General features: G+C 72.1%; 25 protein-coding genes and 1 pseudogene. 18 read left to right on the top strand and 8 right to left on the bottom strand.

Annotated elements, in window-relative coordinates:
• From AC3ANR_RS19295 to AC3ANR_RS19270, 6 genes are all read left to right on the top strand, one after another.
• Complete coding sequence (locus tag AC3ANR_RS19295; protein ID WP_488291852.1) at nucleotides 1–1,206, top strand: NAD(P)H-dependent flavin oxidoreductase; 1,206 nt, start codon at nucleotides 1–3, stop codon at nucleotides 1,204–1,206.
• Nucleotides 1,207–1,208: 2 nt separating this feature from the next.
• Nucleotides 1,209–4,769: an LAGLIDADG family homing endonuclease gene (locus AC3ANR_RS19290; protein ID WP_488289720.1), complete on the top strand. Its 3,561-nt coding sequence runs from the start codon at nucleotides 1,209–1,211 to the stop codon at nucleotides 4,767–4,769.
• Nucleotides 4,766–5,956, top strand: a complete 1,191-nt coding sequence (locus AC3ANR_RS19285) for an NnrS family protein (protein WP_488289719.1) — start codon at nucleotides 4,766–4,768, stop codon at nucleotides 5,954–5,956. The genes AC3ANR_RS19290 and AC3ANR_RS19285 overlap by 4 nt, the downstream gene beginning before the upstream one ends.
• A 236-nt stretch (nucleotides 5,957–6,192) precedes the next feature.
• The gene (gene nirK / locus AC3ANR_RS19280) at nucleotides 6,193–7,644 is read left to right on the top strand and encodes a copper-containing nitrite reductase (RefSeq protein ID WP_488291851.1); all 1,452 of its coding nucleotides are present in this window, start codon (nucleotides 6,193–6,195) and stop codon (nucleotides 7,642–7,644) included.
• An 11-nt stretch (nucleotides 7,645–7,655) separates the two neighbouring features.
• A complete protein-coding gene (locus AC3ANR_RS19275; RefSeq protein WP_488289718.1) occupies nucleotides 7,656–8,447 on the top strand; it encodes a formylglycine-generating enzyme family protein in 792 nt (263 codons plus the stop codon).
• A complete protein-coding gene (locus tag AC3ANR_RS19270; RefSeq protein WP_488289717.1) occupies nucleotides 8,444–9,037 on the top strand; it encodes an SCO family protein in 594 nt (197 codons plus the stop codon). The genes AC3ANR_RS19275 and AC3ANR_RS19270 overlap by 4 nt, the downstream gene beginning before the upstream one ends.
• 33 nt (nucleotides 9,038–9,070) lie before the next feature.
• Here the strand turns inward: AC3ANR_RS19270 and AC3ANR_RS19265 are convergent, their stop codons facing one another.
• The 5 genes from AC3ANR_RS19265 to AC3ANR_RS19245 all read right to left on the bottom strand — a co-directional run bounded on the left by AC3ANR_RS19265 (nucleotide 9,071) and on the right by AC3ANR_RS19245 (nucleotide 14,250).
• Nucleotides 9,071–10,360, bottom strand: coding sequence for a hypothetical protein (locus AC3ANR_RS19265; protein WP_488289716.1), 1,290 nt, complete (start codon nucleotides 10,358–10,360; stop codon nucleotides 9,071–9,073).
• A 94-nt stretch (nucleotides 10,361–10,454) separates the two neighbouring features.
• Nucleotides 10,455–10,952 (bottom strand): Mut7-C RNAse domain-containing protein, encoded by a 498-nt coding sequence (locus tag AC3ANR_RS19260; RefSeq protein WP_488289715.1) that lies wholly within the window; start codon nucleotides 10,950–10,952, stop codon nucleotides 10,455–10,457.
• Between the two features lie 10 nt (nucleotides 10,953–10,962).
• Complete coding sequence (locus tag AC3ANR_RS19255; RefSeq protein WP_488289714.1) at nucleotides 10,963–11,913, bottom strand: tripartite tricarboxylate transporter substrate binding protein; 951 nt, start codon at nucleotides 11,911–11,913, stop codon at nucleotides 10,963–10,965.
• Between the two features lie 60 nt (nucleotides 11,914–11,973).
• Nucleotides 11,974–13,044, bottom strand: coding sequence for a tartrate dehydrogenase (locus AC3ANR_RS19250; protein ID WP_488289713.1), 1,071 nt, complete (start codon nucleotides 13,042–13,044; stop codon nucleotides 11,974–11,976).
• Nucleotides 13,045–13,161: 117 nt separating this feature from the next.
• The gene (locus AC3ANR_RS19245; RefSeq protein WP_488289712.1) at nucleotides 13,162–14,250 is read right to left on the bottom strand and encodes a TIR domain-containing protein; all 1,089 of its coding nucleotides are present in this window, start codon (nucleotides 14,248–14,250) and stop codon (nucleotides 13,162–13,164) included.
• Between the two features lie 79 nt (nucleotides 14,251–14,329).
• Between AC3ANR_RS19245 and AC3ANR_RS19240 the strand changes: the two genes are divergently transcribed.
• The 5 genes from AC3ANR_RS19240 to AC3ANR_RS19220 all read left to right on the top strand — a co-directional run bounded on the left by AC3ANR_RS19240 (nucleotide 14,330) and on the right by AC3ANR_RS19220 (nucleotide 18,108).
• Nucleotides 14,330–15,256 (top strand): LysR family transcriptional regulator, encoded by a 927-nt coding sequence (locus tag AC3ANR_RS19240; RefSeq protein ID WP_488289711.1) that lies wholly within the window; start codon nucleotides 14,330–14,332, stop codon nucleotides 15,254–15,256.
• Between the two features lie 40 nt (nucleotides 15,257–15,296).
• Nucleotides 15,297–16,463, top strand: coding sequence for a mandelate racemase/muconate lactonizing enzyme family protein (locus AC3ANR_RS19235; RefSeq protein WP_488289710.1), 1,167 nt, complete (start codon nucleotides 15,297–15,299; stop codon nucleotides 16,461–16,463).
• A complete protein-coding gene (locus AC3ANR_RS19230; protein ID WP_488289709.1) occupies nucleotides 16,460–16,849 on the top strand; it encodes a hypothetical protein in 390 nt (129 codons plus the stop codon). Before AC3ANR_RS19235 ends, AC3ANR_RS19230 begins: the two co-directional genes overlap by 4 nt.
• Nucleotides 16,850–16,941: 92 nt before the next feature.
• Entirely contained in the window at nucleotides 16,942–17,673 is a 732-nt protein-coding gene (locus tag AC3ANR_RS19225) for a CAP domain-containing protein (protein ID WP_488289708.1), read from the top strand.
• Nucleotides 17,674–17,766: 93 nt separating this feature from the next.
• Entirely contained in the window at nucleotides 17,767–18,108 is a 342-nt protein-coding gene (locus tag AC3ANR_RS19220; protein ID WP_488289707.1) for a four-helix bundle copper-binding protein, read from the top strand.
• A gap of 223 nt (nucleotides 18,109–18,331) precedes the next feature.
• Here AC3ANR_RS19220 and AC3ANR_RS19215 read toward each other — a convergent pair.
• A pseudogene (locus AC3ANR_RS19215) lies at nucleotides 18,332–18,907 on the bottom strand (phytanoyl-CoA dioxygenase family protein); the annotation flags it as partial.
• Nucleotides 18,908–19,045: 138 nt separating this feature from the next.
• Between AC3ANR_RS19215 and AC3ANR_RS19210 the strand changes: the two are divergent.
• From AC3ANR_RS19210 to AC3ANR_RS19195, 4 genes are all read left to right on the top strand, one after another.
• Nucleotides 19,046–20,605, top strand: coding sequence for an acyl-CoA synthetase (locus AC3ANR_RS19210; protein WP_488289706.1), 1,560 nt, complete (start codon nucleotides 19,046–19,048; stop codon nucleotides 20,603–20,605).
• 148 nt (nucleotides 20,606–20,753) lie between these two features.
• Nucleotides 20,754–21,023, top strand: coding sequence for a YkvA family protein (locus AC3ANR_RS19205; protein ID WP_488289705.1), 270 nt, complete (start codon nucleotides 20,754–20,756; stop codon nucleotides 21,021–21,023).
• 157 nt (nucleotides 21,024–21,180) lie between these two features.
• Nucleotides 21,181–22,257 (top strand): flavodoxin family protein, encoded by a 1,077-nt coding sequence (locus AC3ANR_RS19200; protein WP_488289704.1) that lies wholly within the window; start codon nucleotides 21,181–21,183, stop codon nucleotides 22,255–22,257.
• Between the two features lie 256 nt (nucleotides 22,258–22,513).
• Nucleotides 22,514–22,906: a DUF192 domain-containing protein gene (locus AC3ANR_RS19195; RefSeq protein WP_488289703.1), complete on the top strand. Its 393-nt coding sequence runs from the start codon at nucleotides 22,514–22,516 to the stop codon at nucleotides 22,904–22,906.
• Here AC3ANR_RS19195 and AC3ANR_RS19190 read toward each other — a convergent pair.
• Both AC3ANR_RS19190 and AC3ANR_RS19185 read right to left on the bottom strand, forming a co-directional pair.
• The gene (locus AC3ANR_RS19190; RefSeq protein WP_488289702.1) at nucleotides 22,903–24,570 is read right to left on the bottom strand and encodes a tannase/feruloyl esterase family alpha/beta hydrolase; all 1,668 of its coding nucleotides are present in this window, start codon (nucleotides 24,568–24,570) and stop codon (nucleotides 22,903–22,905) included. The two genes, AC3ANR_RS19195 and AC3ANR_RS19190, sit on opposite strands and share 4 nt — an antisense overlap.
• Before the next feature lie 100 nt (nucleotides 24,571–24,670).
• Nucleotides 24,671–25,561: an MBL fold metallo-hydrolase gene (locus AC3ANR_RS19185; protein WP_488291850.1), complete on the bottom strand. Its 891-nt coding sequence runs from the start codon at nucleotides 25,559–25,561 to the stop codon at nucleotides 24,671–24,673.
• A gap of 74 nt (nucleotides 25,562–25,635) precedes the next feature.
• On the opposite strand from AC3ANR_RS19185, the gene AC3ANR_RS19180 reads away from it, so the two are divergent.
• Genes AC3ANR_RS19180 through AC3ANR_RS19170 form a run of 3 tightly spaced genes read left to right on the top strand, consistent with a single transcriptional unit; the run spans nucleotide 25,636 to nucleotide 26,845 of the window.
• Complete coding sequence (locus AC3ANR_RS19180; protein ID WP_488289701.1) at nucleotides 25,636–25,953, top strand: ArsR/SmtB family transcription factor; 318 nt, start codon at nucleotides 25,636–25,638, stop codon at nucleotides 25,951–25,953.
• 2 nt (nucleotides 25,954–25,955) lie between these two features.
• The gene (locus AC3ANR_RS19175) at nucleotides 25,956–26,390 is read left to right on the top strand and encodes a YeeE/YedE family protein (protein ID WP_488289700.1); all 435 of its coding nucleotides are present in this window, start codon (nucleotides 25,956–25,958) and stop codon (nucleotides 26,388–26,390) included.
• 11 nt (nucleotides 26,391–26,401) lie between these two features.
• Nucleotides 26,402–26,845 (top strand): DUF6691 family protein, encoded by a 444-nt coding sequence (locus tag AC3ANR_RS19170; RefSeq protein WP_488289699.1) that lies wholly within the window; start codon nucleotides 26,402–26,404, stop codon nucleotides 26,843–26,845.
• Nucleotides 26,846–26,848: the final 3 nt, after the last annotated feature.

Genomic DNA, 26,848 nt, shown 5'->3' with positions numbered 1-26,848 from the left:
ATGTCGGCCGCGTCGCTGGCGCGACTCGCGCACGACAGCGGCCTGGCGCCGCTGCGCTGGCGCGGCGGCGCGCTGCTGCCGGTGGTGCAGGGCGGCATGGGCGTCGGCATCTCCGCCGGCGGGCTGGCCGGCGCGGTGGCCGCGTGCGGCGCCGTCGGCACGATCGCCTCGGTCGACCTGCGGCGGCTGCATCCGGACCTGATGGCGCGCACGCGCGACCTCGAGGGCGAGGGCGCCAAGGCCGCCATCGACGCGGCCAACCTCGAGGCGCTGGCGCGCGAGCTGCGGCGCGCCCGCGAGCTGTCGCGAGGCCGCGGGCTGGTTGCCGTCAACGTGATGCGCGCCGTGGGCGAATACGCCGCCTACGTGCGCCAGTCGCTCGCCAGCGGAGCCGACGTGCTGGTGGTCGGCGCGGGCCTGCCGCTGGACCTGCCCGAGCTGGCGCAGGACCATCCGGAGGTGGCGCTGGTGCCCATCCTGTCGGACGCGCGCGGCGTGCAGCTGGTGCTGCGCCGCTGGGACAAGCGCGGCCGCCGGCCGGACGCGATCGTGATCGAGCATCCGGCGCACGCGGGCGGTCACCTGGGCGCCGCGCGCGTCGAGGATCTGCGCGACCCGCGCTTCGACTTCGAGGTGGTGCTGCCGCAGGTGGTGCAGCTGCTGCGCGACGCCGGGCTCGAGCGCGACGTGCCGGTCATCGCCGCGGGCGGCATCCGCAGCCGCGAGGACCTGGCCCGCGTGCAGTCGCTGGGCGCGGCGGCCGCGCAGGTCGGCACGCCGTTCGCCGTCACGCGCGAGTGCGACGCGCACCCGGAGTTCAAGCGCGTGCTGGCGCAGGCGCAGCCCGAGGACGTGGTCGAATTCACCAGCGTGGCCGGCCTGCCGGCGCGGGCGGTGCGCACGCCGTGGCTCGACAAGTACCTGCGCCTGCAGGACCGCATGAAGGCCGCCGCGCACGTCAAGCGCCACTGCACGATGTGGTTCGACTGCCTGGCGCAATGCGGGCTGCGCGACGGCAAGGCGGCGTGGGGCCAGTTCTGCATCGACAAGGTGCTGGGCCACGCGCTGGACGGCGACGTGCGCCGCGGCCTGTTCTTCCGCGGGGCCGGCCGGTTGCCGTTCGGCGCCGAGATCCGGTCCGTGAACGAGTTGATGCAGTGGCTGCTGGGGAGCATCCGCCCCCGGGCCGCCGCGATGGAGGGATGACCATGCACCGTGACGACGCAGCCCGGCGCGCCGCCGCCCAGGCGGAGCCGCTGCTGGATCCGCAGCCGATCAGCACCGACGTGCTGGCCGAGAAGTACCTCAAGGACGGCGAGACCACCGCCGACGAGCTGTACCGGCGCGTCGCGCGCGCGCTGGCCAGCGTGGAGTCGTCGCCGCTGCGCGAAGCGTGGGGTGAGCGCTTCCTGGACAACCTGCGGCTGGGCGCCATCGGTGCCGGCCGCATCATGAGCGCCGCCGGCACCGGGCTGGAGGCGACGCTGATCAACTGCTTCGTGCAGCCGGTGGGCGACGCGATCCAGGGCCGCGACGAGGCCGGCCTGCCCGGCATCTACGAGGCGCTGCGCGAGGCGGCCGAGACCATGCGCCGCGGCGGCGGGGTGGGCTACGACTTCTCGGCCATCCGCCCGCGCGGCGCCGTCGTGCACAAGACCCGCTCGCTGGCCTCGGGGCCCTGCGGCTACATCGACGTCTTCGACCGCTCGTGCGCCACGGTGGAAAGCGCCGGCTCGCGCCGCGGCGCGCAGATGGGCGTGCTGCGCATCGACCACCCCGACGTGCAGGAGTTCATCGCCGCCAAGCGCCAGAGCGGCCGCTGGTCCAACTTCAACGTGTCGGTGGCGGTCCCCGGCGAGTTCATGCGCGCGCTGGAAGCCGGCGCCGACTGGCCGCTGGTGCATCGCGCCGAGCCGGGCGAAGCGCTGCTCGCGCAGGGCGCGCACCGGCGCGCCGACGGCCTGTGGGTCTACCGCAGCGTGCCGGCGCGCGAGCTGTGGGACCTGGTCATGCGCTCGGCCTACGACTTCGCCGAGCCGGGCATCCTGTTCCTGGACACCATCAACGCCGACAACAACCTCGCTTACTGCGAGCGCATCGCGGCCACCAACCCGTGCGTCACGGCGGACGCCTGGGTATTCACGACCGAGGGCCCGCGGCAAGTCCATGAGCTCGTGGGCCGCTCGTTCCAGGCGGTCGTCGACGGCCAGGCGTGGCCGCTGGACAGCCAGGGGTTCTTCAGCACGGGGGTGAAGCCCGTGCTGCGATTGCGCACCCGCGAGGGTCATGAGCTGCGGCTGACCGCGAACCATCGCATCCGCAAGGTCGTGCGCCGCACGCGGTACGTGCGCGAGGTCGCGTGGGTCGAGGCGGGAACACTGGGGGCCGGTGACGAGATCGTGCTGCATGACCATCGCGCGGCGACGGGCTGGGAAGGCGCGGGCACCGAGCAGGAGGGCTACCTGGTCGGCCTGCTGATCGGCGACGGCACGCTCAAGCAGGACAAGGCCGTCCTGTCCGTCTGGGCGCCTGGGTTGCGGGCGGTCGGCGCCGAGCACACGGACCTGGGCGGCGCCGCGGGCATCGTGGCGGCGGCCGAAGCCGCTGCGCGCACGCTGCCGCATCGCGCCGATTTCCGCGGCTTCCAGCGCCCGGTCGGAGACGGTCGCGGAGAGATGAGGCTGGCCTCTGCCGCCCTGCGCGATCTCGCGACCCGGATGGGCCTGCGACCCGGGAACAAGACCATCACGCCGGACATCGAACGCCAGTCCAGCGACTTCGCGTGCGGCTTGCTGCGCGGCCTCTTCGATGCGGACGGCTCCGTGCAGGGCAACCAGGAGAAGGGCGTGAACGTCCGCCTGACGCAGAGCGATCCTGCGCTGCTGGCTGCCGCGCAACGCATGCTCCTGCGCCTGGGCATCGCGAGCACGCTGTACCGCAACCGCAAGCCCGCCTTGCGGCGGGTGATGCCCGACGGCAGGGGCGGCCGGGCGGCTGATGACGCACGGCCGGTGCACGAACTGGTGGTCAGCGGCTCCAACCTGCAGGTCTTCGAGGAGCGCGTCGGCTTCGCCGACACCGAGAAGCGCCAGCGTCTGGAGCAGGCCATGGGGGCCTACCGGCGCGCGCTCAACCGGGAGCGCTTCACGGCAACCGTCGAGTCCCTCGAGACTGATGGCGACGAGGAGGTGTACGACGTCACGGTGCGCGACGTGCATGCGTTCGATGCCAACGGCCTCTACGTCCACAACTGCGGCGAACAGCCGCTGCCCGCCTACGGCTGCTGCGACCTCGGCCCCATCATCCTGACGCGCTTCGTGCACCACCCGTTCGGCTTCGGCGGCGAGCCGGCGTTCGACTTCGAGCAGTTCGCGCAGGCGACCGCCGTGCAGGTGCGCGCGCTGGACAACGTGCTGGACCTCACGCACTGGCCGTTGCCGCAGCAGCAGGCCGAGGCGCGGGCCAAGCGCCGCATCGGCGTGGGCTTCACCGGCCTGGGCAACGCGCTGGCCATGCTGCGCCTGCGCTACGACGAACCGGACGGCCGGGCGATGGCGGTGCGCATCGCACGCGCGATGCGCGATGCCGCCTATGCCGCGTCGGTGGAGCTGGCGCGGGAGAAGGGCGCCTTTCCGGCGTTCGACGCCGACGGCTACCTGCGCGAAGGCACCTTCGCCAGCCGGCTGGACGCGCCGCTGCGCGAGGCGATCCGCGCGCACGGCATCCGAAACAGCCACCTGCTGTCGGTGGCGCCCACCGGCACGGTGAGCCTGGCGTTCGCCGACAACGCATCCAACGGCATCGAGCCGCCGTTCTCCTGGACCTACCGGCGCAAGAAGCGCGAGGCCGACGGCAGCACCGCCGAGTACGAGGTGGTGGACCACGCCTGGCGCCTGTACCGCGCGCTGGCCGGCGAGGGCGCGCAACGCCCGGACTACTTCGTCTCGGCGCTGGAGATGCCCGCATCGGCCCACCTGGCGATGATGGAAGCGGTGCAGCCGTACGTGGACACCGCGATCTCCAAGACGGTGAACATCCCGGCCGACTACCCCTACGACGACTTCAAGGACCTGTACCTGCAGGCCTGGCGCGCGGGGCTCAAGGGGCTGGCCACCTACCGCCCCAACACCATCGTCGGCTCGGTGCTCGAGGCCGGGCCCGTGCCGCAGGCGGCGCCGGACCGGCCCGCGGTGCCGGCGCCGGACCCGATGCGCGCCGTCATCGAGAGCCGCCCGCGCGGCACGCTGCCCGCGATGGCCGAGAAGGTCGAGTACTGGACCCAGCAGGGCCGCCAGACGCTGTACCTGGTGGTCTCGTTCCTGCCCGTGGCGGGCGGGCAGGAGCGCGCCATCGAGTTCTTCATGCCGGTGGGCCAGCACGGCGAGTCGCAGCAGTGGATCACGGCCAGCATGCGGCTGCTGTCGCTGGCCGCGCGCGGGGGCTTCCTCGACCGCGCGCTGGCCGACATGCGCAAGGTCGCGTGGGACCGCGGCCCGGTGCGGCTGGGCACGTACCGGCGCGCCGACGGCGCCGAGGTGCCGCTGTGGCACGACTCGGAGGTCGCCGCCATCGCCTATGCGATCCAGACGCTGATCGCGCGCCGCCGCGGCGAGAGCGCGCCGGCGCTGGCCACCCCCGCGCCGGCGGTCGGCGTCGCCGGCACCGCGATGGCGGGCACCAAGTGCCCCGAGTGCGGCGCCCACGCGGTGATCCGCAAGGACGGCTGCGAGTTCTGCACCCAGTGCGGCCACGTGGGGGCCTGCGGATGACCGGCTTCCTGCACATCGAGGAACCGGCCCGCCGCGCCGGTGGCGGCTTCGCGCTCTGGCAGCTGGGGTTCCGGCCCTTCTACCTGCTCGCCGGCGCGTTCGGCGCGCTGTCGATCGCCTTGTGGGGCCTGCAGGTCACGGGCTGGCTGCGCGCGCCGTACCTGCCGGGGCCGCTGTGGCACGCGCACGAGATGCTGTTCGGCTTCGCGCTGCCGGTGATCGTGGGCTTTCTCTTCACCGCCGGGCGCAACTGGAGCCAGCGGCCCACGCCCACCGGCTGGCCGCTGGCGGGCCTGGCCGCGCTGTGGCTGGCCGGGCGCGTGCTGGTGCTGTCGCCGTTCGGGTGGGCCTCCGCGCTGGTGAACGCCGCGTTCCCGCTCGCCGCCGCGATCGCGCTGGCCATCCCCTTCCTCGCGGCGCGCAACCGGCGCAACTACTTCTTCCCCGCGCTGCTGGTGCTGCTGTCGCTCGCCACCCTGGCGGTGCACCTGCACCAGCTGGGCGCCTGGACGGTGCCCGGCTGGGCCGGCATCCAGCTCGCGCTCGACGTCGTGCTGTTCATCCTGTGCGTGATGGCCGGCCGGGTGATCCCCATGTTCACCAACAACGGCGTGCCGGGCGCGGATGCGCAGCGCCGCGAGTGGGTCGACCGGTCCGCGCTCGGCGCGGTGCTCGCGCTGCTGGCGCTGGACGTGCTGCGCGCCCCGCCCGCGCTGGTGGCGCTGGTGGCCGGCCTCGCCGCGGCCGCGCACCTGGCGCGCTGGCTGCTGTGGAAGCCCTGGCGCACGCTGCGCGTGCCGCTGGTGTGGGTGCTGCACCTCGGGTACGCGTGGATCCCGCTGCACCTGGCGCTGCGGGCGGCCGCGGCGGTGGGTGCGGCCACGCCGTCGCTCGCGACGCATGCGCTCACCACCGGCGCGCTCGGCGCGCTGGTGATCGGCATGATGACGCGCACCTCGCGCGGCCACACCGCGCGGCCGCTGCGCGCCGACGGCTGGGACACCGCGTGCTACGTCCTCGTCGCGGCCGCGGCGCTGGTGCGCGTGCTGCTGCCGCTCATCGCGCCTGCCGCCACGCTGCAGGCGTTGCTGGGCGCCGCGCTGCTGTGGGCGGCCGGCTTCGCGCTCTTCACGGTGCGCTACGCACCCGTGCTGGCGCGCCCGCGGCTGGACGGCAAGCCCGGCTGACGGGGTCCCCGCTCCCGCAACGCATCGATCGCCCCGCGAGCCCGCGCGGGGCGTGCGCGCGGTCGCGCCGGTCGGCGGCGTGGTGCCCGCGCCGCGGCGCGCATGCCCGCTTGACGTGCGTCAACACGGCCGAGCAGGGCGGCGCCTAAGGTTGATCCCGGATGCACCTCATGCATCGATCGAGGAACAACAACATGACCAGCCTGAGAGTCCCCCCGCTGCTGCGCACGTCGCGCATGCTCGTCCTGGCGGCCGCTGTGTGCGCGCCGCTGCTGTCGCTCGCCGCGCCCAAGGCCTCCGGCGACTTCGGCCCGCCCAAGGGCGCGCCGATCCACGCGGTGCTCACCAGCCCGCCGCACGTGCCGCCGCCGACCAACCGCAACTATCCGGCCAAGGTGATCGTCGACCTCGAGGTGGTCGAGAAGACGATGCAGATCTCCGAGGGCGTGAACTACACCTTCTGGACCTTCGGCGGCACCGTGCCGGGCAGCTTCATCCGCGTGCGCCAGGGCGACACGGTGGAATTCCACCTGAAGAACCATCCGGGCAGCAAGATGCCGCACAACATCGACCTGCACGGCGTCACCGGCCCGGGCGGCGGCGCGGCCTCCAGCTTCACCGCGCCCGGCCACGAGTCGCAGTTCACCTTCAAGGCCCTCAACGAAGGCATCTACGTCTACCACTGCGCCACCGCGCCGGTGGGCATGCACGTGGCCAACGGCATGTACGGCCTGATCCTGGTGGAGCCGCCCAACGGCCTGCCCAAGGTCGATCGCGAGTACTACGTGATGCAGGGCGACTTCTACACCACCGGCAAGTACCGCGAGAAGGGCGACCAGCCGTTCGACATGGAGAAGGCCATCGACGAGAAGCCCACCTACGTGCTGTTCAACGGCGCGGAAGGCGCGCTCACCGGCGACAAGGCCATGACCGCCAAGGTCGGCGAGACGGTGCGCCTGTACGTGGGCAACGGCGGCCCGAACCTGGTGTCCAGCTTCCACGTGATCGGCGCCATCTTCGACCAGGTGCGCTTCGAGGGCGGCAGCAACGTGCAGAAGAACGTGCAGACCACCCTGATCCCCGCCGGCGGCGCCGCCATCGCGACCTTCAAGGCGCGCGTGCCGGGCAGCTACGTGATGGTCGACCACTCGATCTTCCGCGCCTTCAACAAGGGCGCGCTCGCGATCCTGAAGATCGACGGCGCCGAGAACAAGGGCATCTACTCGGGCAAGGAGCTCGATGCGGTCTACCTCGGCGACCGCGCCGGCCCCAACCTCGCCGCCGTGGCCCATGCCACCCAGACCGCCGCGGCCGGCAAGCTGACGCCCGACGACCAGATCAAGGCCGGCCAGGCGCTGTTCGCCGGCACCTGCTCGGTGTGCCACCAGGCCAACGGCGCGGGCATGCCCGGCGTGTTCCCGCCCCTTGCCAAGTCCGACTACTTTGCCGGCGGCATGCAGAAGGCGATCGACGTCGTGCTGCGCGGCCTGTCGGGCAAGGTCACGGTCAACGGCCAGGACTACAACTCGGTCATGCCGCCGATGAACCAGCTCAACGACGACGAGGTGGCCAACATCCTCACCTACGTGGCCAACAGCTGGGGCAACCCGGGCGGCACCGTCTCCAAGGAGGACGTGAAGAAGGCCCGTGCCGCGGCCCCGGCGCCCAAGAACCAGGGCGGGCACTGAACGGCCCCGCGATGGAGCACGCCATGAAGCCGCTCGCCGCCCTGGCCCTGGCACTGGCCTGCACCGCGGGGCAGGGGGCCGAGTACGCCGGCCTGCCGGGCGGGCGCTTCGAGAGCGTGCTGCCGCAGGGGCCCGTGGCCAGCGTGTCCACGCCGGTCGACGTCGCGCCCTTTGCCATGCGCACCACCCCGGTGAGCGTGGCGGAGTTCGCGGCCTTCGTGCGCGGCCACCCCGAGTGGCAGCGCGGCCAGGCGCCGGCCGTGCTGGCCGATGCGCGCTACCTGCTGCAATGGTCCTCCCCGCGCGACCCCGGCCCCGGGCTGGGCGCCGCCACGCCGGTCACCGACGTCAGCTGGTTCGCGGCGCGCGCGTTCTGCGAGAGCGAGGGCGCGCGCCTGCCGACCTGGCTGGAGTGGGAGTACGCGGCCAGCGCCGACGCCACGCGCAGCGACGCGCGGCGCGACCCCGCCTGGCGGCGGCAGATCCTGGCCTGGTACGAAAAGCCCGGTGGCGTGGCGCTGTCGCCGGTCGGCGGCGCCGCCAACGCCTATGGCGTGCGCGACCTGCATGGCCTGGTCTGGGAATGGGTGGAGGACGCCAACGCCCTGTTCATCGCCGGCGACAGCCGCACCCAGGGCGATCCCGACAAGCTGAAGTTCTGCGGCTCGGGCGCGCTCAACATCATCGATCGCGACAGCTATGCGGTGCTCATGCGCATCGCGCTGCTGTCGTCCCTGAATGCCGCGGACACGACCGGCACCCTCGGGTTCCGTTGCGTCCGCCCCCTCCAAGGAACGCCATGAATTCCGCTTTCGCCCCGCGGCGCCGCGACGCCCTGCTGGCGCTGGGCGCGGCGCTGGTGCTGCCCGCCGCGGCGCATGCCGCTGGCGAGGCCGCGCTGCCGACCGACTCGATCTACCGGCTGGACGCCTCGCTGGTCGACCAGGACGGCCGGGCCTTCCCGCTCGCCTCGCTGCAGGGCGCGCCGGTGCTCGCGAGCATGTTCTACACCTCGTGCGACATGGTGTGCCCGATGATCTTCGAGACGCTGCATGCCACGCTGCGGGCGCTGCCCGCCGCCGAGCGTGGGCGGGTGCGGATCCTGATGGCCAGCGTCGACCCGGCACGCGACACCGTCGCCGTGCTGAAGAAGACGGCCGAGGCGCACGAGTGCGACGCCCGCTGGCTGCTCACGCGCGCCGACGAGGGCACCACGCGCAAGCTGGCCGCCGTGCTGGGCATCCAGTACCGGCGCCTGTCCAACGGCGAGTTCAACCACTCGACGGTGGTCGACGTGCTCGACGGCAGCGGCCGCATCGTCGCGCGCACCGGCAAGCTCGGGCAGGTGGATCCGGCCGTCACGGCGGCGGTGCACCGCATCGCGCGCGCCTGACGGGCCAGGCGGGGGCCGCGCCCCCGCCCGCCGTCACCAGCTGGCGGCCATCGAGTCCGGCGAGAAGCGCGGATCGCTCGTGACGGCGCCCAGGTCGACGAACTCCATCTGCGACATCGGGATCGCGCCGAGCTGGCGGAACGTGTTCTCGTCCCACGCCGCGCTGGGCTCGCCCTGCACGTGGAAGTCCGCGCCGATGTCGGCCACGTACATGCCGTAGCGCTTGGCCGCGGTCGCGATCGCCTTGGCCTGCGTGGTCCAGTTGTCCGGGATCACGAAGTCCGACCGCAGGCGCAGCAGCGCGCCGAACGGGACCGTGCCGGCCGCGCTGCCCGCGCTGTGGCGCGCCGGCCAGACGGCGCTGTTGGCGATCACGTCGTCGCGGAACGTCACCCGCAGCGCATGTCGGATCTCGCCGCTCGACGCCTCGGCGGCCTTGACCACGAACGGCGTGATCGGCAGGCCCGCGGCGTCGGCCGAGGTCCAGCCCGACGGGCGCAGCGACAGCGACTTCATGTCCCAGGCCGCGGTCGTCATGGCGTACCACTGGCCGCCGAGGTTGTAGGTGGCGTAGCCCTCCCACAGCCGGCAGGCGCCGCGCTCGACCACCAGCACATGGTGGTCGCCGCAGCTGTTGGGGTCGTTGCAGGTGCCGCCTTCGTTGAGCACGTTGGCCAGCGGGAACGGGAAGCGCCGCTGCGCCGCCGGCACGCTGCCGCAGCCGCGCGTGAGCGAGAAGCCCGAGCCGTCGCCCACGGCGCAGTCGCTCTCGGCCGGCCAGCCGGCCAGCGTGCTCAGGCCGGAGGCGGAGAAGTCGTACTGCAGCGCCGCCCAGTTCGTCGTGGCCGCGGTGCCGTCGACCACGTTGATCGGCATGCCGTAGTAGGCGGTGCGCTGGGTCGGATCCACGCCCAGCCACCAGTCTGCATGGAAAGGCGTCGCGCCGCCGACCGCGTTGACCCACGCCGCGCTGTTGGGGTGGGCCGGAAAGCGCGCGGTGTCGTCGATGCGCGTGTTGAACACCGCTTGCGCCGGGAAGACCTCGCAGTCGGCCAGCACGGGCGCTGCGGCGGCGATGCTGCTTGCCGGGGCCGTGGTGGGCGCCGGAGCCGTCGAGGCGGTGGTCGAGGGGGAATCCGGGCCCGGGCTGGCCGCCGTGCTGGCAGGCGTGCTGCCCAGCGATGCCGGGTCCACCGCCGCGGTGCCGGTGCCGCCGGAGCCCACGGCCCCGCCGCCACCGCCGCCGCAGGCGCTCAGTCCCATGGCCAGGAGCGCGCTCCAGGCGAGCGCGCCGATCGCAAACCGTTTTCCGTCTCTCATCATGCGAAAGTTCTCCTGCTCGCGTTTCGGACCAGGCATTCTTCGATGGCTGAGCGGCTTACACCCGTGTCGTGGTGCAAAGACGTGGCGTGTTCTCTTACAGCTGTGTCGGACCTTTCTCACGGAACCAGCCGGGAATTGCGGTTTCGAGCGCCGATCGCATCCGTCGAGCATGCGATCCCATCCAGTAAACGCGACCGCACCCCGGGCACCGCCGGGCTGGGCCGGGCAGCACGCGCACGTCTTCGGGCAACAGCCGGGCTCGCTCGGCGGGGTCGAGCGGGGCCGACAGCGGCGCATTGCAGACCGTGCAGCGCGTGAAGAGCTCGGCGGGCGCCGGCAGCGCGAGCGTGGTCACGGTGTGGGCCAGCTGCTGCAGCGGCGCGTCGTGCAGGATCTCGACCGCGCGGGCCGGGCGCAACTCGCGCAGCAGGTGGCGGTCGCGCGTGAGGAGGATGCGGCCCTCGGCGTTGGCGACCTGGACGACCGAGTGGTCGTCCAGGTGCGGATCCAGCCGGGTGTCCCAGCCCAGCACGCGCAGCCAGCGCGCGAGCCGGGCCAGCATGGCGTCGGCGGTGAAACGCGGATCGTCCACCGCCGCGAGGTTACTTCTTGCCCAGCCCCATGCGGGCGGCGCCCTCGGTGTACAGCTTGGTCTTCTCGGCCATGAAGGCGTCCATCTGGTCCACGCCCACGTTGACGAGCTCGAAGCCCGACTTGGCGGCCAGCTCCTTCATCTCCGGGTCGTTGTTCATCGCCATCCACATGTCGGAGATCTTCTTGCGCGCCTCCGGCGGGGTGGACTTGGGCACGCCGATGCCGCGGTAGGCGCCGTCGACCCAGTCGACGCCCAGCTCCTTGAAGGTGGGCACGTCGGGCATCAGCGGATGGCGCTTGTCCATCGCCACGGCCAGCGGCCGCACGCCCTTGTCCTTGTTGGCGATCGCGAACGGCGTGTACGTCATCGCACCGTCCACCTGGCCGCCGATGACCGAGGTGGCCAGGTCGCCCGTGCCCTTGAACGGCACGTACAGCGTCTTGATGCCGAAGGCGGCGTCCAGGCGCTCGTGCGCCGCGTGGTTGGCCGAGTACTGGCCCGAGCCCGCGAGGCTGAGCTTGCCCGGGTTGGCCTTCGCTGCCGCCAGGAATTCCTTGAAGTTCTTGATCGGGCTCTTGGCGTTGACCACCAGGATGTCGGGCGTGAAGTGGAACCAGAACACCGGCGTGACGTCGGCGGTCTTGTATTGCACGTCGCCCTGGATCGGCTGGAACACGATGTGCGGCAGGTTGACGCCCACCACGTTCACGCCGTCGCCGGGCAGCTGGTTCATCTGTGTCCACATCAGCGCGCCGCCGGCACCGGCCTTGTACTGGATGATGGTCTCCACGTTCGGGCACTTCTTGCGCAGCACCATCTGCTGGTGGCGCGCCGACAGGTCCGACTCGCCGCCGGGCGGGAAGGCCTGCCAGTACTGGACGTTCTTGTCGGGGCAGGCCTGCGCCAGGGCCAGCGGGGCGGCCAGGGCCAGCCCCAGCGCGGCGAACAGTCGTCTCATCCTTGTCTCCTTCGGGTCGTTGTGCGTGCTTGAGAGGGGAGCGTCGCTTGTCGCAGAAATTCAGGCGGCGAGCAATCGGTGGCACACCGCATCGGTGACCTGCGCGGTGGTCGCGGAGCCGCCCAGGTCGCCGGTGTGCAGCGCCTTGTCGGCCGTGACGGCCTCGATCGCCCGCATCAGTTTGGCGGCGGCGGCGTCCTCGCCCAGGTGCTCGAGCAGCATCACGCAGCTCCAGAACGTGCCCACCGGGTTGGCCAGGCCCTTGCCCATGATGTCGAAGGCCGAGCCGTGGATCGGCTCGAACATGCTGGGGTAGCGGCGCTCGGGATCGATGTTGCCGGTCGGTGCGATGCCCAGGCTGCCGGCCAGCGCTGCGGCCAGGTCGCTCAGGATGTCGGCGTGCAGGTTGGTCGCCACCAGCGTGTCGAGCGACGCCGGGCGGTTGACCATGCGCGCGGTGCAGGCGTCCACCAGTTCCTTGTCCCAGGTGACGTCCGGGAACTCCTTGCTGACCTGCAGCGCGATCTCGTCCCACATCACCATGGCATGGCGCTGCGCGTTGGACTTGGTGACCACCGTGAGGTGCTTGCGCGGGCGCGACTGCGCCAGCCTGAACGCGAAGCGCATGATCCGCTCGACGCCGGCGCGGGTCATCATGCTCACGTCCGTGGCCACCTCGATCGGGTGGCCCTGGTGGGCGCGGCCGCCGACGCCGGCGTACTCGCCTTCGGAGTTCTCGCGCACGATCACCCAGTCCAGGTCCTTCGGGCCGCAGCGCTTGAGCGGCGCGTCGATGCCCGGCAGGATGCGCGTGGGCCGCACGTTGGCGTACTGGTCGAAGCCCTGGCAGATCTTCAGCCGCAGGCCCCACAGCGTGACGTGGTCCGGGATGTCGGGGTCGCCGGCCGAGCCGAACAGGATGGCGTCCATGCCGCGCAGCGCGTCCAGCCCGTCCTTGGGCATCATCTCGCCGTGGGCGCGGTACCAGTCGCCGCCCCAGCCGAAGGTCTGGAACTCGAAGCGGAACCGGTCCTGCGCGGAGGCCAGCGCCTGCAGCGCCTGCTGGCCGGCCGGGACGACCTCCTTGCCGATGCCGTCGCCGGGAATGCAGGCGATCTTGTATGTCTTCATGCGGTGCTCGTGGTGACGAAAGGGGAAGGCCCCCAATCTAGCGCCGCATGCAAGGAACGGATCGCCGGTGCGCTCAAGGCATTCTTCACCCTGGGGTGAAGAATGCCCGCGGCCCGGTCAGACCGCGCGGTTCATGTCGACCTCCAGCCCGGCCTTGCGCATCTCGCGCGCCAGCAGCAGGTGCCACAGCTGGGCATCGTCCATCGTGTGCACCAGCACCATGTCCTGCAGCTCGGGGGCGATGGCGGACTGGCCCTGCACCAGGAAGCACACCTTGCGCCGGCCGAGCACGCCGAACAGGAAGCCCACTTCCAGCAGCGTCTCGGTGCGCGGGCCGGCCGTGCCCGGCTCGGTGCCCAGGCCGGCGGCGGGCGTGAGAACGACCGCGTAGTCGGCGCCGCGCGCGCCCTCGAGCCGGTCGATGAAGGTGACGTCGTCGCTGACCGGCGAGTCGCCCAGCACCACGGTCTCCAGGCCGAGCTGGCCGAGGAAGGCGGCCACGGCGTGGCCGGTCGAATCGCCGAGGTTGCTGATGATCGCCACCCGCCGGGCGGCGGTGGAGGCAGTGGTCGGTGCGGAGGTCGGGAGGGGCTGGGCGGTGGACATCGGGGTCTTGGCGGGGCGAGGCGTGGAGGTCGGGGTCGGCGCCGGAGCGGCGCTGGGTGCGGGTGTGGGTGCCGGTGTCGGCGCGGCCGTGGGTGCCGGCGTGGCGCTCGGCGCACGGGTGGGGGTGGGCGCCGGCGTCGGCACCGGGCTCGGCGCTGGCGTGGGGGCTGATGTCGGTGCTGGCGTCGGCGCCGACGTCGGTGTCGGTGTCGGTGTCGGCTTCGGCGCGGCCGCACCCTTGGCCGGGGCGGCGTCCAGGCGGCCTTCCAGCAGCTTGCGCGCGATGTTCAGGTTGGCGGTGGCGCGGTCCAGGCCGGTGCGGATCGCCTCGCGCAGCTCCTCGGACGAGTAGCGGTCGTCGAAGCCGGTCTCGAGCGACGCCGTCAGCACGCCGACCTTCAGGTCCTTGAAATCCGGCGTGCCGTGGCCGAGCACGTCGGCGAGCGTGGTGTTCACGCGCTTTTGCAGCGCTTCGATCCGCTGGTCCCACCGGTCCTGGATGCCGGCGAGGTCGGTGCCCCGCAACTCCTTGGTGAGCCGTTGGATCCTGTCGATGGCAGCCTCGAGGGCTTCCCTGTCCTGGCGCGAGCCGGTGGCCATGCGTCCTCCTGCGACGAACCGCCACTGTAGCGTTTTCACCGCCGAGCAGAATGGCGCATCCGCCACACTTGCGCGCGCCATGGCCAGTCCGATCCCCGCCGCCTCCGCCGAGATGCACTTCTTCAGCCTGCTGGTGCGCAGCGGCAGCCTGGCCGCGGCGGCGCGCGAGCTGCAGGTCACCCCGCCGGCGGTGAGCAAGCGCCTGGCCCAGCTGGAGCAGCACCTGGGCGTGCGCCTGCTGCGGCGCACGACGCGGCGCATGGCGCTGACGGCCGAAGGCGAGGCGTACCTGGCCCATGCCCGGCGCATCCTGGCCGAGATCGAGGCCGTCGAGCGCGAGCTGCAGGGCGCGTCCGCGCAGCCGGCCGGACTGCTGCGCGTCAACGCCACGCTGGGCTTCGGGCGCATGCACGTGGCGCCGCTGATCGCGAGCTTCGTGCGCGCCCACCCGCAGGTCGAGGTGCAGCTGCAGCTGTCGGTCAACCCGCCGCCGCTGACGCAGGACGCGTTCGACGTCTGCGTGCGCTTTGGCGAGCCGCCCGATGCGCGCGTCGTCGCCCGGCACCTGGCGGCCAATCGCCGGCTGCTGGTGGCCTCGCCCGGCTACCTGCAGCGCCACGGCACGCCGCGCGCGCCGGCCGACCTGGCGCGCCACCAGACCATCGGCATCCGGCAGGGCGACGAGGGCTCGGGCGTGTGGCGCCTGCGCTCGGGCAAGCGCACCGAGACCGTCAAGGTGCACGGCCCGCTGTCGACCAACGACGGCGAGATCGCCGTGCAGTGGGCGCTGGCCGGCCATGGCATCGTGATGCGCGCCGAGTGGGACATCGGCCGCTACCTGCAAAGCGGCCGCCTGCGCCAGGTGCTGCCGCAGTGGCAGACGCCGCCGGCCGACATCTACGCCGTCTGCCCGGTGGAGGTGCAGTCGGCCGCCCGCGTGCGCGCCTTCGTCGACCACCTGGCCGCCCACTTCGCCCGCCCGGCGCCGGCGGCCGATCGGCGATGATCCGCGGCTTCGATCCCCGAGCAGTTTTGCGAGCAGTTCCATGAAGATCATCGACATTCGCGAGAAGACCTGTCCGATCGCCTCCCCCATCCGCAACGCCTACATCGACTTCAGCAAGATGACGCTGAGCCTGGTGGCGGTGGTGACGGACGTGGTGCGCAACGGCCGCCGCGTGGTCGGCTACGGGTTCAACTCCAACGGCCGCTACGGCCAGGGGCAGCTGATGCGCGAGCGGTTCATCCCGCGCCTGCTGGAAGCGCCGGCCGAATCGCTGCTGGACGACAGCGGCGCCAACATCGACGCGCACAAGGCCTGGGCCACGATGTTCAGGAACGAGAAGCCGGGCGGCCATGGCGAGCGCTCGGTGGCCATCGGCACCATCGACATGGCGATCTGGGACGCCGTCGCCAAGATCGAGGACAAGCCGCTGTTCCAGCTGCTGGCCGAGCGTTATGGCACCGGCCAGGCGAACCGCAAGGTGTTCGTGTATGCGGCGGGCGGCTACTACTACCCGGGCAAGGACGACAGCCAGCTCAAGGACGAGATGCGCAGCTACCTCGACCGCGGCTACACGGTGGTCAAGATGAAGATCGGCGGCGCCTCGCTCGACGAGGACCGGCGCCGCATCGACTCGGTGCTGTCGATCCTGCAGGACGGCCAGCGCCTGTGCGTGGACGCCAACGGCCGCTTCGACCTGGACACCGCCATCGCCTACGCCAAGGCGCTGTCGCCGTACGACCTGTTCTGGTACGAGGAGGCCGGCGACCCGCTCGACTACGAGCTGCAGGCCACGCTGCGCAACTACTACCGGAACCCGATGGCCACCGGCGAGAACCTGTTCTCGATGCAGGACGCGCGCAACCTCATCCGCTACGGCGGCCTGCGCGCCGACCGCGACTGGCTGCAGTTCGACTGTGCCTTGAGCTACGGGCTGGTCGAGTACCTGCGCACGCTGGACATGCTGCGCCAGCACGGCTGGTCGCCCAGCCGCTGCATCCCGCACGGCGGCCACCAGATGTCGCTGGCCATCGCCGCCGGCCTGGGGCTGGGCGGCAACGAGTCGTACCCCGACCTCTTCCAGCCCTTCGGCGGCTTCCCCGACGGGGTCAAGGTGCAGGGCAGCCACGTGGTCCTGCCCGAGCTGCCCGGCATCGGCTTCGAGGGCAAGGCCGACCTGATCCGCGAGATGCGCGCGCTGGCCGAATGAGCGACGTCCCGCTGCTGACGGCCGCCTCGCTGCGCGAACTGGCATCGCAGGCGCGGCGCGATGCGCGCTGCCCGGACTGCGGGGGCCTGCGCTGCCCGGGCTGGGAGACGCTGCCGGGCGGCTTCGACGCCGGTACGCTGCGCCGCGTGGGCACCTTGCGCGACCCGGCGGTGGAGGACCCGACGGTGGAGGAACACCACCCTGCCGGGACGCACACGTGGTCGGCCGATGCGCCGATCGCGCCGCGCTTCCATCCCTTCAACCAGAGCGAGGCCTGGCAGTGCGCCACCTGCTCGCGCGTCTACCTGCGCTACACCGAGTACGGCGGCTACTACCACGAGCAGCGCATCCGCGAGGTCGATCCGGCGCTCGTCGTCGACGCCTGAGGCACGGGGCGTCGTCTGACGCGTAACGTCGCCGTCTGGGAAGCGTTCCCAGCCGCGCGCGGCGCCATCCTGCGCTCCAAAGGGAGTGAACGATGAGCCGCAACAACAATGGGAGAGCGGCACTCGCGGTGGTCCTCGGCGCCGCTGCAGTGCTCGCGGGATGCGCCACGGTGGGCGACGGCACCACGACGTCGATGGCCGGGCCGCCCGCGACGGCGCCGGCGATGGGCTGCAACGCGGCGGCCCTGCAGCAGTCGGTGCTGCGGCGCGTGAACGAGGCGCGGATGGCCGGCCAGGTGTGCGGCGATGCGCGCCTCGGCCCGGCCAAGCCGCTCGTGTGGCAGCCGGCCTTGGCCTCGGTGGCCACCCGGCGCTCGGGCGAGATCGCGCAACGCGGCGCCTTCGGCAGCGACGGCGGCGACGTGGCGCAGCGCCTGCGCCAGCAGGGCTACCAGTCCACCGCGGCGCAGGAAAGCCAGGCCGCCGGCGACTACACCGGCGAGAGCGTGGCGCAGGCCTGGCTCGGCCAGCAGAAGCAGTGCACGGCGCTGCTCAACCCCGCCTACACCGACATCGGCGCCGGCTGCACCAGCCGCCCCGGCACCGAGTGGGGCCACTACTGGACGGTGGTCGTCGCCAAGGGCAACCAGACCGCCTCGATGGGCGCGCCGGGCGTGCGGCCCAAGGTGGGCGCCAAGGCCGCGGCCCCGAAGGCGGCCGCGCCGGCGGCCAAGAAGAAGGCCGTCAAGGCGCGCAAGGCCGGCAAGGCCACGGCGCCCCGCAAGCACAGCACCGCGAAGAGCCGACGCACGACGGCACGGTGACGGCGCGCGTCAGCGGTCAGCGTCTGCAAGCGGCGCCCCGGCGCGGCCACGGCGCTGCCTAGAGTCGGGGCAACGACCGACGAAGGATCTTTCATGTCCCAGGATGCCCTGACCCGCTACCTCGACTGCATCGCCGCCTGCCACGCCTGCGCGGTCGCCTGCCAGCACTGCGCCGCCTCGTGCCTGCAGGAGCCCGACGTGAAGATGATGACGCGCTGCATCGCGCTGGACATGGACTGCGCGCAGCTGTGCGAGGTCGCCGTCGGCCTGATGGCCGGCGCCAGCGAACTGGCGCCCGACCTGTGCCGCCTGTGCGCCAAGGCCTGCCGCGCCTGCGGCGACGAGTGCATCAAACACGACATGGACCACTGCCAGCAATGCGCCGAGGCGTGCCGACGCTGCGAGCAGGCCTGCGAGCAGATCGCCACTGCGTGACCCCTGCCGCGGGCGCCGCGAGTCGTCGCCGCCGTCAGGGCAGGTCGGATCAGTCGGACTGCCGTCTCGCCTGGCTGAACGCGCCGTGCCCGGCCAGCGAGAGGCGCTCGGCAGCGCGGTGCCGCAAGACGGCCGAGCGGATGCCGAACTGCAGGACCAGCAGGTGCCGGTCCGCGGCGCTGCGGTTCGGGCCGCCGCCATGCCGCAGCCGGCTGTGGATCACCAAGCAGTGACCGGGCACGACGAGGGGTGCGAACGCGCTCGATTGCGGCGGGCCATTTGCCGACGGAGTGTGGTGTGACCCGGCGAGGATCTCGGTGCCGCCGTTGGCGGCCGTCATCTCCTGCAGGGGCAGCAGCAGCCGCACGGTGCGCCCGTCCTCGGCCGCGAAATAGGTGTTGTCGGCATCGCGGTGCCAGCCGATCGCCGGCCCCACGCGGGCCGCCTTGCAAGTGAGGTTGGAGAAGTGGAAGACCACGTCCTCCAGGTCCACGTGCAGCAGGCGGGCCGCGAGGAGCCACAGTGCCCGTGCCCCGAACAGCTGCATGAGCTCGGGCTCCAGCGCGAGCAGGTCGCCGACGATGAAAGGTTCGCAGCCGCAGTCTGCGGCGGTCACGCCCGGGTTGCGGTCGGGATGCTTCGCCGTGGCGGCGGCAGCGCTGACGCTGGCGGCGATCACGTCGGCATCGCCGCGCCGGTGGCGCTCGACGAGCCGGCCGCACAGCGCGCGCGCCAGGCGCAATTGCACTTCGTCGAGCACGCCCGGCACGACCTCGAAGCCTTGTTCCTCGAACGACATTGCCGTGCCACCGACCTCCCTGGCGGCGGACTCTACCAAGCGCCGGGCGCGACGCTCCGGTGCCTCGGTGTTTTCCCTCCGGCCGCGACCGCGCGCGCACCAGGATACTGGCCGCGATTCACGCCAGGAGATGCCCCCATGGACCCCGCCGTTCGCCGCCAGACGCTGGCCGACCTGCTCCACCGCACCGCGCGCCGGCTGCCCGCCAAGACCGGGCTGGTCTGCGGCGCCACCCGCTGGACCTTCGCCGAGTTCGACGCGGTGGTGGACCGTGTCGCCGCCGGCCTGTCGCAGCTGGGCGTCGGGCACGCCAGCCGGGTCGCGGTGCTCGCGCGCAACTCGCATGGCTTCGCGGCGCTGCGCTTCGCGCTGGCGCGGCTGGGCGCGGTGCTGGTGCCGATCAACTTCATGCTGCAGGCCGAGGAGGTCGCCTACATCCTGCGGCACGCGCAGGCCCGGACGCTGGCCACCGACAGCGGGCTGGCGCCGCTCGCGCAGGCGGCCGCCGGGCTCGACACGCAGGTCAGGCAGTTCATCTGGCTGCCCTCGGAGGATCCGACCGAGCCGGTGGCGGGCATGGTGTCGTTCGAGGACCTGGCGCGCACCGAGGGCGCGCCGCCGGCCTCGCCCGTGCAGTCGGGCGACCTGGCACAGATCGTCTACACCAGCGGCACCGAGTCCAGCCCCAAGGGCGCGATGCTCACCCACGACGCCGTCATCTGGCAGTACGCCAGCTGCGCGGTCGATGCCAGCATCGCCGCCGGCGACGTGATGCTGCACGCGCTGCCGCTGTACCACTGCGCGCAGCTGGACGTGTTCCTGGGGCCCTGCGTGTATGTCGGTGCCACCAGCATCGTGACGGCCAGGCCGACGCCGGACAACCTGCTGCCCCTGCTGCAGCGGCACGGCATCACCTCGTTCTTCGCGCCGCCCACGGTGTGGATCTCGCTGCTGCGCTCGCCGCAGTTCGACGGCACCGACCTGTCGGCGCTGCGCAAGGGCTACTACGGCGCGTCCATCATGCCGGTGGAGGTGCTGCGCGAGATGGCCCGGCGGCTGCCGCAGGTGGGCTTCTGGAACCTGTACGGCCAGACCGAGATCGCGCCGCTGGCCACCATGCTGGGTCCCGAGGACCAGCTGCGCAAGCCCGGCTCGTGCGGCCGCGCCGTGCTGAACGTCGAGACGCGGGTGGTGGACGACCAGATGCGCGACGTGGGGCCCGGGGAGGTGGGCGAGGTGGTGCACCGCTCGCCGCACCTGATGCTGGGCTACTTCCACGACGACGAGCGCACGCGCGCCGCCTTCGAGGGCGGCTGGTTCCACTCGGGCGACCTGGCCACCATCGACGAGGAGGGCTTCATCACCATCGTCGACCGCAAGAAGGACATGATCAAGACCGGCGGCGAGAACGTCGCCAGCCGCGAGGTCGAGGAGATGATCTACCGGCTGCCGGCGGTGTCCGAGGTCGCCGTCATCGGCGTGCCGCATCCGCGCTGGGTCGAGGCCGTGGTCGCCGTCGTGGTGCCCAAGGCCGGGCAGGCGCTCGCCGAGCAGGACGTGCTGGCGCACTGCGAGCAGCACCTGGCCAGCTTCAAGCGCCCCAAGGCGATCGTGTTCGTCGAGGCGCTGCCCAAGAACCCCAGCGGCAAGCTGCTCAAGCGCAACCTGCGCCAGGCGCACGAGCAGCTGTTCGCCTGAGCCGGCAACCCGGGATCCGTCCGACGCGCCGCACGGCTGCGCTGGCGGCCACGACCGGCCGCGCGGGAGGTTGTAACGGATGGGCGGCCGGCCCTTGCAGGGGAACCGCCGGCCCCCAACTGGCGTCTCTCGACTGGAGACCTGCCTCATGTGGAAACGGCTGACCTTCCTGTGGACCGTCGTGCGCGGTGACGCGCGCCAGCTGTGGTTCGCGCTGCGCCACCCGGCCGCGCCGGCCTGGCTGAAGGTGGGCACGGCGCTGATCGTGCTGTACGTGATCTCGCCGGTGGACCTGGTCCCCGACGTGATCCCCTTCGTCGGCGTGGTCGACGACCTGGTGCTGGTGCCGCTGGCCATCCGGTTCCTGCTCAAGCGCCTGCCGCCGGAGATCGCGGGCGCGCCGCGCCGCGGCCGCTGAGCAGTCGCCCGGACGCGGGCGCCACGGCGCCTCTCGCTGCCCGTCACCGCCGAACCGCGGAGCGCGCAGCGCGGATGGATTGCGGTGCAGCCCGGCCGTATGGGCAATCGGGCGCGCCGCCCCACGCCAGCGGGTGCTTGCCGCACACTGCCTCGCCATGACGACCGTCCGCAAAGGCCAGGCAGGGCCCATGCTGCCGCGCGAGGAATTCCGGCAGCGCTTCCTGCAGACCTTCCACGACCCGGCCTACCGCGCGGAAGACGCCGCCATCGGCCGGCTGGAGGCGATCGCCTGGGACGCCTACCAGCAGGGCCGCAAGGCGCCGGTGACCGCCAGGGCGGGGCCCGGTTTCGCCGACCCGGACTACGAGCTGTCGGTGGAGTGGCGCGCGGCCCGCGACCGGCTGGCGGCGGCGCAGCAGCGCTGGGCGCAGCCGGCGACGCCCTCGCGGATCCTGCTGGTCTGCTGCTCGGCGCGCAACGACGGCAGCTGCCCGGGCGAGATGTCCAAGACGTTCCGGCTCACGCAGCTGGCGCGCGAGGTGATCGAGCGCGAGGGGCAGGGCGCCGAGGTCGACGTGCTGGACCTCAGCCGGCTGACCTCGGACTACGACCGCCGCATCCATCCGTGCAAGGGCTGCGCGTCCACCGCCATGCCGCTGTGCCACTGGCCGTGCAGCTGCTACCCCAACCACGCCACGCGGCAGACCAACGACTGGATGAACGAAATCTACGAGCAGTGGGTCGGCGCGCACGGGGTCGTGCTGCTCACGCCCGTCTACTGGTACCAGGCCGCCAGCCCGCTGAAGCTGATGATGGACCGCATGGTCTGCGCCGACGGCGGCAACCCGGACCCCACCAGCACGCACGGCAAGCATGCCGACCAGGCCAAGGCGCTGGAACTGGCGGGCTGGAACTATCCCAAGCACCTGGCCGGCCGCGTGTACGGCGTGGTGGTCCATGGGGACGTCGCGGGCATCGAGGGCGTGCGCCGGTCGCTGTGCGACTGGCTCGACTGGATGGGGCTGGTCGAGGCCGGCATGCAGGCCCGCCTGGACCGCTACATCGGCTACTACGAGCCGTACGCCACCAGCCACGACACGCTGGACAAGGACGAGTGCGTGCAGGAGGAGGTGCGCAACGTCGCCCGCGCCGTGCTGCACGGCGTGCGCGAGCGGCGCGCCGGCCGCCTGCAACCCGCCGACGCCCACCTGCAGCGCCCGCGGCCGAAGTGACGCGGCGCGGCCGCGCGTCTTTGGCCTGTCATCCCGAGTGACGCGGCCCGGCGGCGCGACTTGGCCTGTCATCCCGGCGAAGGCCGGGATCCAGTCCCCATGCCCGTCCCTGGGCGCGCCCGCAACGACATCCATCCTGCCTCCACGGCCTCCTCGTGCGGCTCTGCCAAGCCGGCCGCCTACACGGCCGTGCGGCCGGGGCGGGCAGCGTCCCGGCCGCTGAGCCCGCAGAATGCCCGCCCAGGGAACACGACGCATGAACCAGGTTCGCATGAAGCTCGCCGCGGGCGAGCACGAGATCGAGGCCTACGTGGCGCGCACGCCCGAGCAGCGCGCGCTCGGCCTCATGCACCGCACGGAGATGGCCGACGGCGAGGGCATGCTCTTCATCTGTGACGAGCTCGCCGTGCAGAGCTTCTGGATGAAGGACACGCCGCTCGCGCTGTCGATCGCCTTCCTCGACGAAGACGGCACCATCCTGCGCCTGGCCGACATGGAGCCGCACTCGCTCGACTCGCACAGCAGCGAGCACCCGGTGCGCTACGTGCTCGAGGTGCCGCAGGGCTGGTTCCGCGAGCGGGGCATCGCCCCGGGAACACGGGTCACCGGCCCGGCGTTCGCCGCCGCCGAGCCGGCGCCCCTGGGCTAACGCAGGTACTCCTGTCCCGCCATCGGATTGAGGGTGGCGGTGGTGTTGCCGTTGTCCGCGCACGTGAAGCTCGCGGCCGCGTTCGGGTCGCCCGCGCCGCGGTACTTGGGGAACTGCGGGTAGGCGCAGATCGGCCGCTGGGCCTGCACGCCGAGGGCGGCCTGGTCATTGGCGTACTTGGTCGCCACCAGGCTGTCGGGCGCCGCGCCGCCTTCCACCCAGCTTTGCAGCGCCGCCATCGCGTCGTGCGCGGGATCGACCGACGGCGGCTCGGCCGCGACCACGGCGCCGCTGAACAGGTTGCCGAACGCATTGGGCCCCGCCCCGCCGGCGCAGTGCGACATGCCGGGCACGACGAACAGGCGGAAGAACTGCCGCGTGCGGTTGAACTGCACCTGCTGCGAGCCGGCCTGCGTCTGCGCCACGCGGTGGAAGTAGTCGATCGTTTCCTGCACCGGGATCAGCGGGTCGGCGGTGCCGTGGTAGGCGAGCAGCTTGCCGCCGCGGGCGGCGAACGCGCCCAGGTCCGGGTTGTTCGCGTTCAGGATCGGCGCCAGCAGCTGGTCCACCGAGGCCATGTCGTTGTTGAAGTCGAAGCCCGTCGCCAGCCACGTCGGCCCGAAGACCCACTTGAACAGCGAGCCGAACTGCGGCTCCGCCCGGCCCTGCGACTGCCAGCCGAACAGCGAGTCGCTCTCGCCGCCGCGGGTGGCGGCGGACGAGATGCGCCGGCCGGTGGCCGGATTCACCGGCCCGGCGTAGATCTTGCGAGCCGCATTGACCTGGTCGGCCGACAGGCAGTTGGTGTCGAGCGCGCTCTTGCACTGCAGCTCGCCGGGGTCCCAGTCGCAGGTGCGCGGATCGGTGAGGAAGGCATCGCTCGCCAGGCCCCCGCTCTTGACCGCGCAGGCCCTGGCCACCGCCGCGGTGACCAGCTTGGCGGTGTCGGAGTTGAACGTGCTGGTGGCCGTGGCCTTCTGCGCCACGAAGTTCCACAGGATGCCGGTGTGGATGTGGGTGCGGTTGTTGGCCGGCGAGCCCGCCAGGATGCCGTCGTAGTCGTCCGGGTAGCGCTGCGCTTCCATCAGCGCCTGCTCGCCGCCGGTGGAGCAGCCGTTGAAATACGACCGCACCGGGCCGCGGTCGTAGTACGCCGCGACCAGCTGCTTGGACACGGTGGTCATCACGTGCGTCGCGCGGTGGCCCCAGTCCTCCCACTTCTGCGGGTGGCCGATCAGCGGGTCGCCGTCGTTGTTGGTGGAAGGCGCCGTGCCCATGTCCGTGGACGCGACGGCGAACTGCCGGCGCAGCGCCACGACCATCGCGGGCGCGCCGGCGGCGATGGTGCCCGCGTAGCCGCCGTTGCCGATGCCCTCGAAGCGGCCGTTCCAGTCGGCCGTGGCGGGCAGCCAGACCTCGATGTTGACCAGCGAGTCGGCGGTGGGCGTGGCCACGGCGCTGACCTTGCAGAACGGCGGCAGCTTGTCGTAGGTGCGGCCGTCGGCCGCGGTGTAGGTGGGACCCGGGACCGTGACGGCGGCGGTGACCTTGGCACCGTCGGTGTTGACGCCGGTGAGGGCCTCGCAGGGCACGGCCGCCTGCGAAGCGGCGCACCAGCCGAGGCCCAGCAGGACGGCCAGGCGGCCGAGCATGCGCGCGAGCATGGATGTCTCCTTCAATGGGACATCCAAACTAGCCTCCTTGCACCAGATCGCCCCGTAGGAAGCCCGGAAGCGCGCCGTAGGAGCGCGCCGAGGCAGTGACTTATTCCGCGGCCGGCTGGCCGGCGCCCGCGTGCACCGGCAGCGCGTTGAGCGGAATGCGCAGGTAGGCGATGCCGTTGGCGTCGGCCGGCGGCAGCCGGCCCCCGGCCACGTTGACCTGCAGCGACGGCAGGATCAGCGTCGGCACGTCCAGCGTCGCGTCGCGCCGGGTGCGCATGGCCACGAACGCGTCCTCGTCCACGCCCTCGTGCACATGGATGTTGGCCGAGCGCTGGCGCGCCACCGTCGTCTCCCAGGCAGGGCCACGCCCGCCGGGCGGGTAGTCGTGGCACACGAACATGCGCGTGGCCGGCGGCAGGTCCAGCAGCTTGCGGATCGAGCGGTAGAGCGCGCGCGCATCGCCACCGGGGAAGTCGGCGCGGGCGGTGCCCACGTCGGGCATGAACAGCGTGTCGCCCACGAACACCGCGTCGCCCACCAGGTAGGCCAGGTCGGCCGGCGTGTGGCCCGGCACGTGCAGCGCCTGCGCCTGCAGTGTGCCGATGCGGAAGGTCTCGCCGTCGCGGAACAGGTGGTCGAACGCGTGCTTCGGCGGCGCCACCCCGAACAGCGGCGCGAACGCGGACTGCACGGTGGCGATGTGCTCGCCGATGGCGACCGGCGCGCCGGTCGCCTCGCGCAGGTGGCCGGCGGCCGACAGGTGGTCGGCATGGGCGTGCGTCTCCAGGATCCACTCGAGCTTCAGGCCGTGGTCCTTCAGGTGCGCCAGCACCCGGTCCACCGAGCCCGTGCCCGTGTGGCCCGACTTGGCGTCGAAGTCGAGCACCGGGTCGACCACCGCCGCCGCGCCGGTGGCGGGGTCCGTCACGGCATACGTCACCGTTCCCGTGACGGGGTCGAAGAAGGCCTGGATGGAAGGGTGGTTCACCACGTGCTCCTTGAACAATCTACTTGCGAACAATATATCATGTGATAGAATGAGCGCAAGAGGAACGACTGACAGACATGCCCAAGACGATCCAGCTCCACCCTGAAGCCCTGCGCGAAGGCGCGGGCGCCGCCGTGTCCGTGCTCAAGCTGCTGGCCAACGAGGACCGCCTGCTGCTGCTGTGCCAGCTGTCGCAGGGCGAGATGTGCGTCAGCGACCTGGAAGAGGCGCTCGACATCCACCAGCCCACGCTGTCCCAGCAGTTGGCCGTGCTGCGCAACGAAGGCGTGGTGACCACGCGGCGCGAGGGCAAGAACATCCACTACAGCATCGCCGACCACTCCGTGCTGGACGTCGTCGCCGTGCTGCACCGCCTTTACTGTCCGGAGAAGTGACCATGACCATCGACTGGAATGCCTTCGCGCCCTGGCCCGCCCTCGCGGGCGGTCTGCTGATCGGCCTGGCGGCCGCCATGTTCGCGCTGCTCAACGGCCGCATCGCCGGCATCAGCGGCGTGCTCGGCGGGCTGCTGCGCCCGGTGACCGGCGACATCGGCTGGCGCGTCGCCTTCATCGCCGGCCTGGTGCTGGCACCGGCGGCCTGGGCGCTCGTCACCGCGCTGCCGCAGCCGCAGATCGACGCCGGCACGTCCGTGCTCGTGTTCGCCGGGCTGCTGGTGGGCTTCGGCACCCGCTACGGCTCGGGCTGCACCAGCGGCCACGGCGTCTGCGGACTGTCGCGCCTGTCGCTGCGCTCGCTCGTCGCCACCGGGGCCTTCATGGGCGCCGGCTTCGTCACCGTGTTCGTCGCCCGCCACCTGCTGGGCGCCTGAGGAGAGCCACCATGGTCCAGATCGCTGCTTTCGCCGCCGGCCTCGTGTTCGGCATCGGCCTGCTCCTGTCGGGCATGGCCAACCCGGCCAAGGTGCTGGGCTTCCTCGACCTGTTCGGCCGCTGGGATCCGTCGCTCGCCTTCGTCATGGGCGGCGCGGTGCTGGTCGGGCTGGTCGCCTTCCGCTTCACCCGCAGCCGCAACGTGTCGTTGCTCGGCCTGGACATGAAGCTGCCGGGCGACCGCCGCACCATCGACCGCCGCCTGGTCGTCGGCGGGCTGCTGTTCGGTGTCGGCTGGGGCCTGGCGGGCTTCTGTCCGGGGCCCGCGCTGGTGGCGCTGGGCATGGGCAGCGCCAAGGCCGGGGTGTTCGTGGTGGCCATGCTCGCGGGCATGGCGCTGTTCGAGCTGCACGGGCGCTTCTTCGCGCTGCCGCGGGCCGGCCGGGCCGGTTGACGT

It is taken from the genome of Ramlibacter sp. JJN2-2R (genome assembly GCF_057747835.1).
Note: the sequence above shows the minus strand (reverse complement) of the source record. Positions and strands in the feature narration are given on the sequence as shown.